The organism is Histidinibacterium aquaticum (genome assembly GCF_008710275.1).
Classification (GTDB): domain Bacteria; phylum Pseudomonadota; class Alphaproteobacteria; order Rhodobacterales; family Rhodobacteraceae; genus Oceanicola; species Oceanicola aquaticus.
The window spans coordinates 13,031-26,451 of the sequence record NZ_VYQE01000002.1; the positions used below are offsets into that span (position 1 = coordinate 13,031).

12 protein-coding genes are annotated in these 13,421 nt (G+C 67.6%); 3 read left to right on the forward strand and 9 right to left on the reverse strand.

The genetic code is table 11. The features are described from left to right. Window positions 1-128 precede the first annotated feature (128 nt). Both F3S47_RS05455 and aroB read left to right on the forward strand, forming a co-directional pair. A complete protein-coding gene (locus F3S47_RS05455) occupies window positions 129-719 on the forward strand; it encodes a shikimate kinase (RefSeq protein WP_150444246.1) in 591 nt (196 codons plus the stop codon). Beyond that, window positions 712-1,821 (forward strand): 3-dehydroquinate synthase, encoded by a 1,110-nt coding sequence (gene aroB, locus F3S47_RS05460; RefSeq protein WP_150444247.1) that lies wholly within the window; start codon window positions 712-714, stop codon window positions 1,819-1,821. The genes F3S47_RS05455 and aroB overlap by 8 nt, the downstream gene beginning before the upstream one ends. Here aroB and F3S47_RS05465 read toward each other — a convergent pair. Together F3S47_RS05465 and ssb are read right to left on the reverse strand one after the other, a co-directional pair. Next, window positions 1,775-2,416 (reverse strand): hypothetical protein, encoded by a 642-nt coding sequence (locus F3S47_RS05465; protein ID WP_150444248.1) that lies wholly within the window; start codon window positions 2,414-2,416, stop codon window positions 1,775-1,777. The genes aroB and F3S47_RS05465 overlap by 47 nt on opposite strands. Window positions 2,417-2,564: 148 nt before the next feature. Then, window positions 2,565-3,068 (reverse strand): single-stranded DNA-binding protein, encoded by a 504-nt coding sequence (ssb, locus tag F3S47_RS05470; protein ID WP_150444249.1) that lies wholly within the window; start codon window positions 3,066-3,068, stop codon window positions 2,565-2,567. Window positions 3,069-3,233: 165 nt separating this feature from the next. Here ssb and F3S47_RS05475 point away from each other — a divergent pair, with 165 nt between their 5' ends. Then, window positions 3,234-3,824 carry a lytic transglycosylase domain-containing protein gene (locus tag F3S47_RS05475; RefSeq protein ID WP_150444250.1) on the forward strand — a complete coding sequence of 197 codons (591 nt, stop codon included), beginning with the start codon at window positions 3,234-3,236 and terminating at the stop codon, window positions 3,822-3,824. Between the two features lie 10 nt (window positions 3,825-3,834). Here the strand turns inward: F3S47_RS05475 and F3S47_RS05480 are convergent, their stop codons facing one another. From F3S47_RS05480 to F3S47_RS05510, 7 genes are all read right to left on the reverse strand, one after another. Continuing rightward, window positions 3,835-4,707 (reverse strand): DUF1206 domain-containing protein, encoded by an 873-nt coding sequence (locus F3S47_RS05480; protein WP_150444251.1) that lies wholly within the window; start codon window positions 4,705-4,707, stop codon window positions 3,835-3,837. Window positions 4,708-4,774: 67 nt separating this feature from the next. Further along, window positions 4,775-5,758, reverse strand: coding sequence for an SDR family oxidoreductase (locus tag F3S47_RS05485; RefSeq protein WP_150444252.1), 984 nt, complete (start codon window positions 5,756-5,758; stop codon window positions 4,775-4,777). 88 nt (window positions 5,759-5,846) lie between these two features. Next, a complete protein-coding gene (locus F3S47_RS05490; RefSeq protein ID WP_150444253.1) occupies window positions 5,847-7,928 on the reverse strand; it encodes a dipeptide ABC transporter ATP-binding protein in 2,082 nt (693 codons plus the stop codon). A gap of 99 nt (window positions 7,929-8,027) precedes the next feature. After that, window positions 8,028-9,479, reverse strand: coding sequence for an ABC transporter permease (locus tag F3S47_RS05495; RefSeq protein WP_150444254.1), 1,452 nt, complete (start codon window positions 9,477-9,479; stop codon window positions 8,028-8,030). A 12-nt stretch (window positions 9,480-9,491) separates the two neighbouring features. Next, entirely contained in the window at window positions 9,492-10,547 is a 1,056-nt protein-coding gene (locus F3S47_RS05500; protein ID WP_150444255.1) for an ABC transporter permease, read from the reverse strand. Window positions 10,548-10,640: 93 nt separating this feature from the next. After that, on the reverse strand, window positions 10,641-12,305 hold the full coding sequence (locus tag F3S47_RS05505) for an ABC transporter substrate-binding protein (RefSeq protein ID WP_150444256.1): 1,665 nt from the start codon (window positions 12,303-12,305) through the stop codon (window positions 10,641-10,643). Between the two features lie 225 nt (window positions 12,306-12,530). Beyond that, window positions 12,531-13,331, reverse strand: a complete 801-nt coding sequence (locus F3S47_RS05510; protein WP_150444257.1) for a helix-turn-helix domain-containing protein — start codon at window positions 13,329-13,331, stop codon at window positions 12,531-12,533. Window positions 13,332-13,421 lie beyond the last annotated feature (90 nt).

The following is a 13,421-nucleotide window of genomic DNA, read 5'->3' on the forward strand; positions in this document are numbered from 1 at the left end:
CACCAACGCGGCCCGGTTCGAGTTCACTTATATATGGCCTTTCGCCGGAGATCACGCCATTGAGGAAGAGAATTCGCCCTCTCCGGCGGTCGCAAGCCGAGAGAGGACCGGGACGGGACGCAGATGGCATGACCGAGCAGCGCGACAGGACGACGCTGGCGGCGCGGCCGAAGGGACGGCTCAAGCGCGCGGTGACGCTCGTGGGCATGATGGGCTCGGGCAAGACCGCCATTGGCCGGTCGCTCGCGGCGCGGCTCGATGTGCCCTTCCGCGATTCGGACCACGAGATCGAGGCCGCGGCCGCCGCCTCCATCGCCGAGATCTTCGCGCGCGATGGCGAGAGCTTCTTCCGCGACCGGGAATCGGCTGTGATCCGGCGGCTGCTGGCGGAAGGTCCGGGCGTCCTTTCTACCGGCGGCGGGGCCTACCTGTCGGAGCAGAACCGCCAGGCGATCTCGGAGGCCGGGGTCGCGGTCTGGCTCGATGCCGACCTGGACCTGCTCTGGGACCGGGTGCGGCACAAGGAAACCCGCCCCCTCCTCAAGACCCCCGATCCGAAGGGCACGCTGACGCGGCTCTATGAGGAGCGCCTGCCGGTCTACCGGCTGGCCGATCTTTCGGTGCCCGCCAAGCGGAGCTATTCGATCGAAGACATGACCGACGCGGTGATCCGGACCCTCTCCGGACGACCGGACGTGCTGGAGAGACTGGATGCGTGACGCGAGCGATGCCCTGCAGACCGTAAGGGTCGACCTTCCCGGGCGGGCCTACGATGTCCGGATCGGCCCCGGCCTGTTGGCGCGGGCAGGGGCCGAGATCGCGCCGCTCCTGTCGCGGCCGCGCGTCGCCGTCCTGACCGACGAGCGCGTGGCCTCCATGCATCTCGAGGCTCTGCGCGCCGGTCTCGCGGCGGAGGGGATCGAGATGGTCTCTCTCGCGCTGCCGCCGGGGGAGGCGACGAAGGGCTGGCCGGAGTTCTCCCGCGCCGTCGAGTGGCTGGTCGAGCAGAAGGTCGAGCGGCGGGACGTGGTCGTGGCCTTCGGCGGCGGCGTGATCGGCGACCTCGCCGGCTTCGCGGCCGCGGTGCTTCGGCGCGGCGTGCGCTTCGTGCAGATTCCGACCACGCTCCTGGCTCAGGTCGACAGCTCCGTCGGCGGAAAGACCGGCATCAACGCGCGGGCCGGCAAGAACCTGATCGGAGCCTTCCACCAACCGTCGCTCGTGCTGGCGGACACGGATCTGCTTTCCACCCTCCCGGATCGCGATTTCCGCGCTGGCTACGGCGAGGTGGCCAAGTACGGCCTGCTTGGAGACGAAGCCTTCTTCTCATGGCTGGAAGAGGCGGGGCCCCGCTTGCGGCAGGATGGCGCCGCCCTGGTCGAGGCCGTTCGGCGATCGGTGGAGATGAAGGCCGAGATCGTGATGCGGGACGAGACCGAGCAGGGCGACCGCGCGCTGCTGAACCTCGGCCACACCTTCTGCCACTCGCTGGAGGCCGCCACGGGCTACTCAGACAGGCTCCTGCACGGAGAGGGCGTGGCGATCGGCTGCGCGCTGGCCTTCGAGCTTTCGGCGCGTCTCGGGCTCTGCCCGCAGGAGGAGCCGGGGCGGGTCCGGGCGCACCTTCGGTCCATGGGAATGAAGGTCGATCTATCCGACATTCCGGGAGAGTTGCCTCCGGCGGAGCGCCTGGTCGAGCTCATGGGGCAGGACAAGAAGGTCGTGGACGGTAAGCTGCGCTTCGTCCTCGCCCGCGGCATCGGGCGAGCCTTCGTTACTTCGGAAGTTCCTCACCAGGAGGTCCGAGCGGTTTTGGGGTGATCGGGTCGAGCGGCAGCTCGATCTCTTCGGACCGGCGGTGCGGCAGGATCAGCATGACCCCGAAGAGGAGCATCAGCAGCAGGGCTGACTGCCAAGAGGTCTGAGCGAAGCCGGGCAGGGGCGTCGCGCCATCGTTGAGCTGCCTGAGAAACAGGACGCCGAGGCTGGTGGAAAGCCCGAACAGCGCGATGGCGTCGGCGACGAAGACAGTCTTCTGACGGATCCAGAGGGCGACCGCCGCGGCCACGAGGCACAAGACCGTACCGGGCGCCACCGGGTGGTCGTCCGCGCCGGGGATGCCCGCGAGCCCGTCGAGTCCCCCGGCGAACAGCCCGAGCGTGACCAGATTGAAGAGGGCCACGAACCCCGCGCCTTCGGCGAGGGCCGCGGATATGGCGCGCGACTGCGCGCGCGAGGCATTCGACAGGGCGGCAGCGGCTGCAAGCAGGGCGATGCAGAGCATCGTCGAGGGCATCGGGGCTGTCGCGTCGTCAAGCCCGCCGAGTATCGCGAAGACACCCGAAGCCATTGCACAGACCATGACGGCCACCGCGATCAAGCGGCTCGTCGCGAGGAGGACACGTGCAGACCCCACCCGGGTATCCCTTCAAGTTGATATAGGCCGAGTGCAGTCCTTCGGCCGCAGGGTGACCCTAGGCACGAAAGCCGCCAAGACAAAGCGGAAACTGAGGTATTTCGAGACTGACGCTAGGTCGCCCTGCGGTTTCCCGGGAACACCCGGATCAGAAGGGGATCTCGTCATCGAGATCGCCGCCGGAGCCACCACCATAGCCGCCGCCGGAGCCGTAGCCGCCACCGCCGCCGGAACCGTATCCGCCGCCGGAGCCGCCCCGGTCATCGTAGCCACCGCCGCCGCCATTGCCGCCGCCGCCGTCACGGCCGTCGAGGAAGGTCAGCTCACCGGCGTAGGGACGCAGCACGACCTCGGTCGAGTAGCGGTCCTGACCGGACTGGTCCTGCCACTTCCGGGTTTCGAGCTTGCCCTCGATGTACACCTTGGAGCCCTTCTTGAGGTACTGCTCGGCAAGGCGGACGAGGTTCTCGTTGAAGATGGCCACGGTGTGCCACTCGGTCCGCTCGCGGCGCTCGCCGGTGTTGCGGTCCTTCCAGGTTTCGGAGGTCGCGATGCGCAGGTTGCAGACCTTGCCCCCGTTTTGGAACGTCCGCGTCTCGGGGTCCCGGCCCAGGTTGCCGATCAGGATCACCTTGTTCACGCTTCCGGCCATCGTCGCCCCCTTCTTTCCTCGTCGCGCAGTGTGTCGTCTCGAATCTTCGGCGCACCCTAGGGATGCGCGGAGATGGTTAACAGGCCGTTTCGAGCTGGGTAGCGAAATCGGCCAAAAAAGGTATGATGCTCTTCGGAACGAGGGAAAAGGACGAGGGGGACGAGTATGCGCTGGATCGTTGCCGGTCTTGTTATCCTGTCGAGTGTGGGCGCCGCGACGGCCCAGACGCTTTCGACCTCCAATCGCACGGCGCTGTTCCGGTCCCAGACCGCGGTGCTCGACGGGCGAGCCGCTAGCCAGTACGCCAATTCGGTCCGGCTTCAGCCGACTCGCGTGGTGGTGCCGGGCAGTCCGTCGGCCGAAGGGCAGGTGTCCTACAACGGGCGCTACAGCGGTCCCTATCTGACGCTCGCCCGGACCGCGGCCCGGCGGCATGGCATCCCCGAGGATCTCTTCCTGCGTCTTGTCCAGCAGGAGAGCGGCTGGAATGCCCGCGCCCGCAGCCACGTCGGCGCGCAGGGCCTTGCGCAGATCATGCCCGCAACCGCCGCCTACCTCGGCATCCGGGATGTCTGGGACCCCGAGCAGAACCTCGATGGCGGGGCGCGCTACCTGAAGGAGCAGTTCGCGACCTTCCGGTCCTGGCGGCTGGCCCTCGCCGCCTACAACGCGGGTCCCGAGGCGGTCAGGCGGCACGGAGGGGTGCCGCCCTACGCGGAGACGCAAGGCTACGTGCGGGCCATCCTCGGCGGATGACCCGGGCCGGTCAGGCCGACGCCTTCTGCTCGGCCTTCGCCTTGAGACGCTGACCCAGCGTCTCGATGTCGTCGCCCGCGACCTTCGGAATGATCCGGTAGCCCGCGTTCACGAAGCAGAACAGCGAGAAGCCCAGGAGGCCCAGGCAGAGTAGCGTCACGAGGATCTGCCCGTAGGTCTGCTGCTGCAGCCAGGAGAAGGTCTGGCCGAGACCGCCGGCCTCGTTCGGGTTCGCCCGCCAGGCGGCGACGAGGAGAAAGCCGCCGACGATCGTGACCACGACGCCCTGCGCCGCGACGCCCGCCTTGAGGGCCCAGTTCCAGTTGACCGTGAAATGGTTCGCACGGAGGAATTTGCGGTATTCCTCCTTCCAGGCCTTCTTGATGTAGTAGAGGCCCGCGCCCACCGTCGCGAGCCCTGCAAGACCGACAATCCACCGACCGTAGGGCTGCGACATCACCTGGCCGGTCACCTCGGCGATCGTGCTGCCGCCCCCACCGGAGCCGCCACCGCTCGATCCGCCGCTTGCAAAGAGGATCAGGAGCGCCGCGATCCCGAGCGCGCCATGGATGAGACCCGTCACGACCATGCCGATCCGCGCCACGGCGCCCTCACCGTCGGACCCGTAGGCCTCCAGGTCGTAGGCCGCGTCGATCAGGCGCCAGATCATGTAGGCCATCAGGCCCGCGAAGATCAGGAACAGCACGACGCCGCCGCCGAAGGTCGTCTCGAGCTGCTGCAGGGCGCTCTGCGTGCCCTCGGCGGAGCCGCCGCGCCAGATGGCATACAGCGAGAAGCCCGCAACGACGAGGTAGACGAGCCCGCGGCCCGCGTAGCCCGCGCGCATGACCGGCACGGACCAGGAAAGATCGGTCTGGGACATTGGGTAAACCCTCCGTGAATGGTTAGCCAATGCACGGGACTGGCCTTCGTTCCGTTCGGGGGGCGGCTTAGTCCCGCACCCGGCCGACCCACTCGCCGTAGGGTCCATCGCGCAGGTAGTCGCCCTGCAGGTCCCAGACCGCCTCGTTTATCGCATCCGTGAGATCTGGCCGGTCGCCGGGCGTCGCGCGGCGGCGCAGCGGCCGGTCGCCGGAGGGGAGGGAGACAAGCTCCAGCAGCACCTCCGCGACCCTCTGAGGGTCCGAGGAGACCTCCTCGGTGGCCCAAGCCCGGGCGACCTCCAGATGACGCGCATAGGCCTCCTGCCGTTCGGGGCCGGCCCCTTCCAGCGCCTGCTCAAGCAGGTCCAGCGCGTTCTCGGAGAAGTCTGTCGGGAAGCGCCCCGGCTGGACGATCGTCACGTCGAGACCGAAGGGCGCCAGCTCGTAGGCCATCATCTCGCCTATCGCCTCGGTCGCATGCTTCGTCGCGGTGTAGAGCGTGAGGGCGGGGTGGAGGAAACGACCGAGCCCCGAGGATATGTGCAGAATATATCCCCGCCCTCGCTCCCGCATCTGCGGGAGGCAGGCCCGGCTCACGCGGTGGTAGCCGACCACGTTCGTCTCGAAGATGCGGCTCGCCAGGTCGGGTGTCTGTATTTCAGCGGGCCCGAGCAGACCGATCCCGGCGTTGTTCACGAGGATCTCGACGGGCCCGGCCTCCTGCGCCGCGGCCACGCCCGCCTCGACGGAGGCATCGTCGGTGACGTCGATCTCCACCACGTCGATGGGCAGGCCCTCGGTCTCGGCCAAGTCCCGGAACTCGCCGGCGGCCTCGGCGTTGCGCCCCTCGACCTCCCGCATCGCGGCACTGACGGGAATGCCGGCGCGGGCGAAGGTTTCCGCGGTCAATCGTCCGAAACCGGAGGAACATCCGGTGACGAGCGCGCGTCCGCTTTCCGACACTTGTGCGCGGGCGGCGCTGCCACCTGTCGCGGCAGCGGCCAGGGCGGCGGCGGAGAGGGCAAGCGTCTCGCGGCGGCTGAGGGTCATGACGGGCTCCCTTTGGCCTCCCAACGCCCGACGACGCGTCAGCGGTCCCGTCCGGGACCGGTCAATCGCGCCGCCATGGGTGCGTGCCCTACTCGGCCGCGACCTTTATCACGGGCTGCATCGAGGCGAGCTCGTCCTCGTCCAGCCAGCAGAGCGACCTGTGCCCGTCGCCGAGGTCGCGGTAGGGCGGCAGCTCGGTCTCGCACTTGTTGCCTGGGACCTTGGACTTCCAGCGGCACCGCGTCTGGAACGGACATCCCGGCGGCGGGTTCATCGCCGAGGGAATGTCGCCTTCGAGCACGATGTTCTGCTTCACGACCCGGGTGTCCGCGATGGGCACCGCCGAGAGCAGCGCCTCGGTGTAGGGGTGGTAGGGCGGGGCGAAGACCTGCTCCGTCGTGCCGGTCTCCACGATATGGCCGAGGTACATGACCACGATTCGGTCGGAGAGGTAGCGCACGATCGAGAGGTCGTGGGAGATGAAAAGCAGCGTCGTCTTCTGCTCGCGCTGGATATCCATGAGCAGGTCCGTCACCGCGGCCTGCACCGAGACGTCGAGCGCCGAGACCGGCTCGTCGGCCACGACGATCCGCGCGCCTCCGGCAAAGGCACGGGCGATGCCCACGCGTTGCTTCTGCCCGCCCGAGAGCTGGCGCGGCATCCGTTCGGCGAAGGCGCGCGGCAGCTTCACGAGGTCCAGCAGCTCCAGCATCCGGGTGCGCCGCGCCTCCTGGTTTTCGCCGATGCCGAAAATCTCGAGTGCCCGCATGATCTGGCTGCCGACGGTCATCGAGGGGTTCAGCGTGTCGAAGGGGTTCTGGAAGACCATCTGCACGTCGGCGACGGTCTGCGTCTCGCGCTTCTCGATGGGCGTGCTCTCGATGTTGCGGTTGTCGAGAAGGATCTGCCCCTCGGTCGCGGTCTCCAGCCCCATGAGCACCTTGGCGAAGGTCGACTTGCCGCAGCCGGATTCGCCGACGATGGCCATGGTCTCGCTCTCGCGGGCCTCGAAGGTGATGTCCTCGTTGGCCTTCACGACCTTCTTGTCGCCGCCGCCGAAGAGCGCGTTGGCCGCCACCTCGTAGTATTTCTTGAGGTTCTCCATCTTCAGGACGACCTTGCCCGGTTGCGGCTTCTCCTTGCCGTCGGTTCCGAGGGCCTGCATCTGCCAGTCGATCTCGTCCCAGCGCAGGCAGCGCGTGTCGTGCCGCTCGTCCCCGTCGACCGGGTACATCGGGATCGCCTGCGCGTCGCAGCGCCCCTCCTGGAAGTAGTCGCAGCGCGGCCCGAAGTTGCAGCCCGGCGGGCGCTCGTGGGGCAGGGGGAAGTTGCCCGGGATGGCCCGCAGGGGCTTGGCCGCCTTGTCGGCGCCGGGCAGCGGGATCGAGCGGAAGAGCGCCTGCGTGTAGGGATGGCGCATCTTGTCGAAGACGTCCTCGATCGAGCCCGTCTCGACCGCCTCGCCGGAATACATCACGCAGATGCGGTCGCAGGTCTCCAGCACCAGGCCGAGGTTGTGGCTGATGAAGAGCATCGAGGTGCCGTACTTCTTGCCGAGATCCTTCACGAGGTCCACGACAGCCGCCTCGACGGTCACGTCGAGCGCCGTGGTCGGCTCGTCGAGGATCAGCAGCGAGGGGTTCGCCATGAGCGCCATGGCGATGACGATCCGCTGCTGCTGGCCGCCCGACAGCTGGTGGGGGTAGGCCCGCAGGATGCGCTCGGGGTCGGGAAGCTTCACGTCGCTCACGACCTCCAGCGCCCGCTTGCGCGCCTCCTTCTCGGAGACGCCCTCGTGGATCATCGGCACTTCCATGAGCTGCTTGCCCACCCGCATCGCCGGGTTCAGCGAGGCCATGGGCTCCTGGTAGATCATCGCGATCTCGCGGCCGCGGATCTCGCGCAGCTCGTCGTCGGTCATCTCGTTCAGATTGCGGCCCTTGAAGCGGATCGAGCCGCCGACGATGCGACCGTTCACCCCGAGGTCCTGCATGACGCCGAGCGCCACCGTGGACTTGCCGCAGCCGCTCTCGCCCACGAGCCCCATGGCCTCGCCCGGCTGCACCGTGCAGGAAAAGTCCATCACCGCGGGGATCTCGCGCAGGCGGGTGAAGAAGGAGATCGAGAGGTTCTCGATCTCGAGGATCGGGCCGTCGTAGTCCTGTGGCATCGCGGTCTCCCTGCTGGAGCGTCTGGTCTTGTCTTTGGCCGTGGAACCGGGGGCCAGCCCCCGGCCCCCCGGGATATTTTCGCCCAGAAGAGGGGCGGGTCAGTCCTTCAGGCTCTCCTCGCGCAATCCGTCCGCCAGCAGGTTCAGACCCAGCACGAGGGTCAGGAGCGCGATGGCGGGGGGCAGCGCGGGGTGCGGGTAGATCGACAGGAGCCGGCGTCCGTCGTTGATCGTCGTCCCCCAGTCGGGGCTTTCGGGCGGCAGGCCCAGGCCGAAGAAGCCCAGCGTGCCGAGAAGGATCGTCGTGTAGCCGATGCGCAGGCAGAAATCGACGATGAGCGGACCGCGCGCGTTGGGCAGGATCTCCCAGAGCATGATGTACCAGGGCCCTTCGCCGCGGGTCTGGGCGGCGGCGACGTAGTCCCGCGTCTTGATGTCGAGCGCCAGGCCCCGGACGATCCGGAAGACCGTGGGCGAGTTCACGAAGACGACGGCCACGAAGACCACCAGGATGCCGCCCGGCACGTCGAAGAGGTCGAGCCAGGCCGGGAGCACGTCTATCACCGAGCCCTGGGCGTTCACCAGGCTGATGTAGAGCAGGCCGAGGCTGCCCACGACCGCCACAAGGAGCGCCGTGCGCAGGGCCGGCCGGGTGTAGTAGCGCGAGTTCAGTAGGACGGTGAAGAAGACGATGGGGAAGATGAAGAGAACCATCGCCATGTAGGAGGGGATCCCCGTCGCCACGATCTCGGGCGTGACCAGCAGGTAGAAGAGCAGGATCACCGGGAAGGCCAGGATCAGGTTGGCGAGGAACGACAGCACCGTGTCGAGGCGTCCGCCGTAGTAGCCGGCCGGAAGCCCCAGCGTGATCCCCACCATGAAGGCGAAGATCGTCGCGAGCGGGGCGATCTGCATCACCACCACCGAGCCCTCGACCATCCGGCTGAAGATGTCGCGGGCCAGGTTGTCGCCGCCCAGCAGGTAGTGCGGGAAGACGCCTTCGTCGCCGCCCTGCACGGGCATGCCCGGGACCTCGTTCTTCATCGCCACGATCTGGCTGAGGGGATCGTGCGTGGCGATGAGGTCGAAGAAGCCCACGAAGACCGCGGTGAAGACCCAGAACATCACGAGCCCGAAGCCCACCATCCCGATCGTGGAGTCGAAGAGCTTGCCGTAGAGGCCCGTCTTGCGCTTGGTTGCGATCGAGAGCGCGAAGGTCGCGACGAGGGCGATCCAGACGGGCGAGAAGCGCGCCGAGACCGCGCCGACGATCCCGGCCGAGCCGTAGGGCATCAGCGCGCCCGCGACGATATAGGCGAGGATCACGAGGATCAGCCCCAGCAGCAGCCACTTGACCACCTGTTCCAGCAGGCCGGGGAAGCCCGGCGTCCGGGCGATCGTACCGTCCGGGTTCGACTGCAGCACGGGCGCCTCCACGACGAAGGAGACCACCGTCTGCAGCACGACCGCCAGCAGGAAGAGACCGGCGAGGCCGAAGAGCAGCGGGTTGAGGATCGTGCCGAGCGATCCGGTCCAGGTGAGCGGGTCCATGGGCGTCTCTCCTCAGGCGATCCGGATGCGCGGGTTGAGATAGACGTAGCCGATGTCCGAGATCAGCTGCGTCACCAGCACGACGAAGACGGAGACCACGGAGACGCCGAGCAGCAATTCGATGTCGTTGTTTCCAGCGGCCTGCACCAGCGTCCAGCCGAAGCCCTTGTAGTTGAAGATCGTCTCGACGATCACCACGCCGTTCAGCAGCCAGGGAAACTGGAGCATGATCACCGTGAAGGGCGCGATGAGCGCGTTCCGCAGGGCGTGCTTCAGCACGATGTTGGGGAAGCTCACACCCTTGAGCCGGGCGGTCCGGATGTACTGGGCGGTCATGACCTCGGTCATCGAGGCCCGGGTCATCCGGGCGATATAGCCCATGCCGTAGAGCGCGATGGTCATCACCGGCAGGGTGAAGTTCTCGAAAGTCGCGTTCTCCATGGCACTGGTGGCCGAGCCGTTGAACCATCGCAGTCCGACGGCGGAGGAGGCGAAGACCGCGATGAAGACGACGCCGGAGACGTATTCCGGCGTGGCGGTCGTGATGATCGAGGCGGTCGAGAGCGTCCGGTCTGTACGGCTCCCCTCGCGCATGCCCGCGAGCACGCCGATGATCAGGGCGCCGGGCACCATCACGAGCATCACCCAGAACATGAGCTTTCCGGTCAGGGCGAGACGGGTCGAGATGATCTCGCCCACGTCTTCGCGGAAGACGGTGGAATAGCCCCAGTTGCCCTGCAGGATGCCGCAGTAGTTGGCGGCGTCCCCGGGCAGGTCGCCCTCGGGCAACTCGCCGAAACAACGCGAGCGGACGGTGCCGTCCCGGCCCTCTATCACCCAACCCGGAACGACGCCGAGCCACTGGCCGTACTTGATCGGCAGGGGCTCGAGGTAGCCGCGGTCGGTGAGGTAGCTCGCGACCTGCTCGTCCGTCATCCGGAAGTTGCCCTGCGTCTTCGCGAGCTTTTCCAGGTTCGGATAGAGGTTGGTCAGAAAGAAGACGATGAAGGTGAGGCAGAGCGCGGTCAGCAGCATCACGCCCACCCGCCTGAGTATGAACAGTCCCATCCGGTCCCCTGTCCCAAGGTCCTGAGGGCGGCCCCTGTCGCCGCCCTCGAAGCCGTTCGTCGGGGCCGCCGCGTGGCGGCCCCTCCGGAATGGTTACGCCGCGAGGCCCAGCTTGTAGAGCTGCGGCAGGTAGGCGATGTGCTGGTCCGCACCCACGACGCCCTCGCGGGCGTGGCGGTAAAGCGAGCGCCAGTAGGGCTGGATCGTGACGCCCTCGTCCACGAGAATCTGCTCGAGCCGTGCCATGACCTCGCGGCGCGCATCGGCGTCGGCGATCGAGTTGGCCTCTGCCAGCAGGCTGTCGAACTCCTCGTTCGAGAAGCCGAACTCGTTCCAGGCCTCCCCGGTGCGGTAGGCGAGACCGAGGATCTGCGTGCCGAGCGGACGGTGGTTCCAGTTCGTGGAGCTGAAGGGGTAGTTCGTCCAGTCGTTCCAGAAGGTCGAGCCCGGCAGGACGGTGCGGGTCACGTTGAAGCCCGCGTCGCGCAATTGGGCGGCGACGGCATCGGTCGTGTTGCGGCGCCAGTCGTCGTCGATGGAGATCAGCTCGAACTCGAAGTCGGTCATGCCGGCCTCTTCGAGAAGCGCATAGGCGGCTTCGGGGTCGTACTCCAGCCGCGGCACCTCGGCGTATTCCGGGTGGATCGGGGCGACGTGGTGGTTGTTCGCCTCGACACCGCGCGAGGCATAGCCCAGCTGCAGGCAGACCGAGTTGTCGACGGCCTTCACGATGGCCTGGCGCACGCGGACATCCTCGTAGGGGCGCATCCCGTTGACCTCGGCCAGCTGGTTGGGCCGGATGACGATGGTCGCACCCGAGACGACCTCGGACTTCTGCCAGCCGATGCTGTCGAAGATATCGATGAACTCGCCCACCGTCTCGTAGAGCACGTCGACCTCGCCGGCCTCCGCGGCGGCGAGCCAGGAGACGGGATCGGTGCCGTAGTCGATGAACTCGATGGTATCGAGCGCCGCGCCCTTGCCGGCAGCATAGCCCCACCACTCGTGGCCCTCGTTGCGCACCAGCGTCGAGCGGACGCCGACCTCGTGGCCGGTGTTGAGATAGGGTCCGGTACCCTTCTGGTTCTCCAGCAGCTGATCGGCCGAGAAGTCCTGCGGCACGATCGGCGCGGGATAGTCGGCCATGCCGGCGATCAGCGTGATGTCCGGCGCGGGCAGGTTGAGACGGACGGTGTGCTCGTCCACCACCTCGATCGCGCCGTCCATCGCCTCGCCGGTCTCGTCATCGATAATGACGGCAAAGCGCGTGGCCATCGAGTTGCCCTCGACGTCGCGCTCGCACCAGCGGGTGATGTTGAAGGCCACGTCCTCGGCGGTGAAGGGCGTGCCGTCGTTCCAGGTCACGCCCTGGCGGACGTTCAGGGTGTACTGGGTCGCGTCGTCGTTGACCTCCCAGCTTTCCAGCAGCATCGGCTGGAACGAGCCGTCGTTGTTGTACTCGACGAGGTACTCGAGCCAGCCGGAGACGACGTAGGCCATCTGGGTCCAGTCGAAGGTGCGCGGATCCTTCAGCGCGCGGACTTCCATCTGCATCCGCAGCGTGCCGCCCTGCTGCATGTGCTCGGCCGCCTGCGCGGGTTGCGCCAGGCCGATCATGCCGTAGGCGCCGGCGGCGGTAACGCCGAGGGCCGTCGTTCGGGCGAGGAATTCGCGGCGGTCGAGCTTGCCGGCTTCGTAGTCGCGGACATAGGTCTCGGCCGCCGGGTGTACGGGCGCCCCGGTGAGGGTCTTGGTCATCGCTGTCTCCCAGTCGTGTCTCAGGGATGCACCCGCCCATCCGATCGCGGTCTCTGCGCCGGGCGCAGGGATCGGCTATCGGCAGTCGGGGTCCCGGAGTTTTTCGTTGTAGCGCGCATTCGGCATGTTTTTTCTTGGCGGGTCAACGGTTGCGACCGGCATTTGCGGTCAAAAAACGACGCGCTTCTTGTCGGAAAGCGACATAACCGCGCGGTGCCGCTGCGCTTACCTCGCCGCGGCGCGGAAGGCGGAGGGCGTCTCGCCGGTGGCCGATTGAAACGACCGGGTGAAATAGGCGGCGGAGGTGTAGCCGAGACCGGAGGCGATCTCCTTGATCGGCACCCGGCTCTCCCGCAGGGCCCGACGCGCCTCGTAGAGGATCCGGTCGTTGAGGATGGCATGGGCCGACCGGCCGCAGCTCGCCTTGCAGACGCGCGTGAGGTGCGTGGGCGTCACGCCGAGCGCGGCGGCATAATCCGCGACGCCCTTGCCCGAGCGGAAGTCGCGCTCCACCAGATCCGTGAAAGCCGCCGCCAGCCGCGCCGCGCTCTTCTCCCGCCGGGTTTCGGCGGGCAGCCCTTCGCACTGGCGCGCGAAGAAGACGGCGAGGAGCCCCGCGTGGTAGTGCGCAGCCCGCTCGTGCCCCAGCCGGTCGGAGCGCAGTTCTTCCTCCAGCCGGTCCAGGATCAGCGCCAGTTCCTTCTGGGCATGGACGTCGCGCAGGCGCAGATGCACCGGCTCCTCCGGCCACTCTGTCTCGAGCGCCCGGGGAATCGTCAGGATCTGGGCGTAGACGGTCTTTCCCGCCTCCATCCCCCACATCGTCCGGGCGGGCAGATAGACGAGGTTGTTCGGCCCGTAGCCGGAGGTCAGGCCGGCCACAGTGATCCGGCCCTGTCCGCGGGAGACGAAGAGAAGTCGCGGGCTGGAATAGGAGCGCATGGCCTCGGTGCGCCACCGGGAGCCCTCGGCGCCCTGGCTCACGGCCCGTAGGTCGAGCCGATCTGTGCCCGCCTTCATGTCCATGCGGATTTCTTCCCTAGCGTCATCGGCGCCATCAAGGGGAGTTGCCGGGCGAGGATCAACCCCCGTTCGGAAACAATCAGGAGAGACGCC

What these genes read in the sequence shown, in the direction of transcription:
- F3S47_RS05485 (WP_150444252.1), bottom strand. Translation starts at nt 5,758, where the DNA reads ATGACCCTCAGCCGCCGCGAGACGCTTGCCCTCTCCGCCGCCGCCCTG.
- F3S47_RS05475 (WP_150444250.1), top strand. Translation starts at nt 3,234, where the DNA reads ATGCGCTGGATCGTTGCCGGTCTTGTTATCCTGTCGAGTGTGGGCGCC.
- aroB (WP_150444247.1), top strand. Translation starts at nt 712, where the DNA reads ATGCGTGACGCGAGCGATGCCCTGCAGACCGTAAGGGTCGACCTTCCC.
- F3S47_RS05490 (WP_150444253.1), bottom strand. Translation starts at nt 7,928, where the DNA reads ATGCCACAGGACTACGACGGCCCGATCCTCGAGATCGAGAACCTCTCG.
- F3S47_RS05480 (WP_150444251.1), bottom strand. Translation starts at nt 4,707, where the DNA reads ATGTCCCAGACCGATCTTTCCTGGTCCGTGCCGGTCATGCGCGCGGGC.
- F3S47_RS05510 (WP_150444257.1), bottom strand. Translation starts at nt 13,331, where the DNA reads ATGGACATGAAGGCGGGCACAGATCGGCTCGACCTACGGGCCGTGAGC.
- F3S47_RS05500 (WP_150444255.1), bottom strand. Translation starts at nt 10,547, where the DNA reads ATGGGACTGTTCATACTCAGGCGGGTGGGCGTGATGCTGCTGACCGCG.
- F3S47_RS05495 (WP_150444254.1), bottom strand. Translation starts at nt 9,479, where the DNA reads ATGGACCCGCTCACCTGGACCGGATCGCTCGGCACGATCCTCAACCCG.
- F3S47_RS05505 (WP_150444256.1), bottom strand. Translation starts at nt 12,305, where the DNA reads ATGACCAAGACCCTCACCGGGGCGCCCGTACACCCGGCGGCCGAGACC.
- ssb (WP_150444249.1), bottom strand. Translation starts at nt 3,068, where the DNA reads ATGGCCGGAAGCGTGAACAAGGTGATCCTGATCGGCAACCTGGGCCGG.
- F3S47_RS05455 (WP_150444246.1), top strand. Translation starts at nt 129, where the DNA reads ATGACCGAGCAGCGCGACAGGACGACGCTGGCGGCGCGGCCGAAGGGA.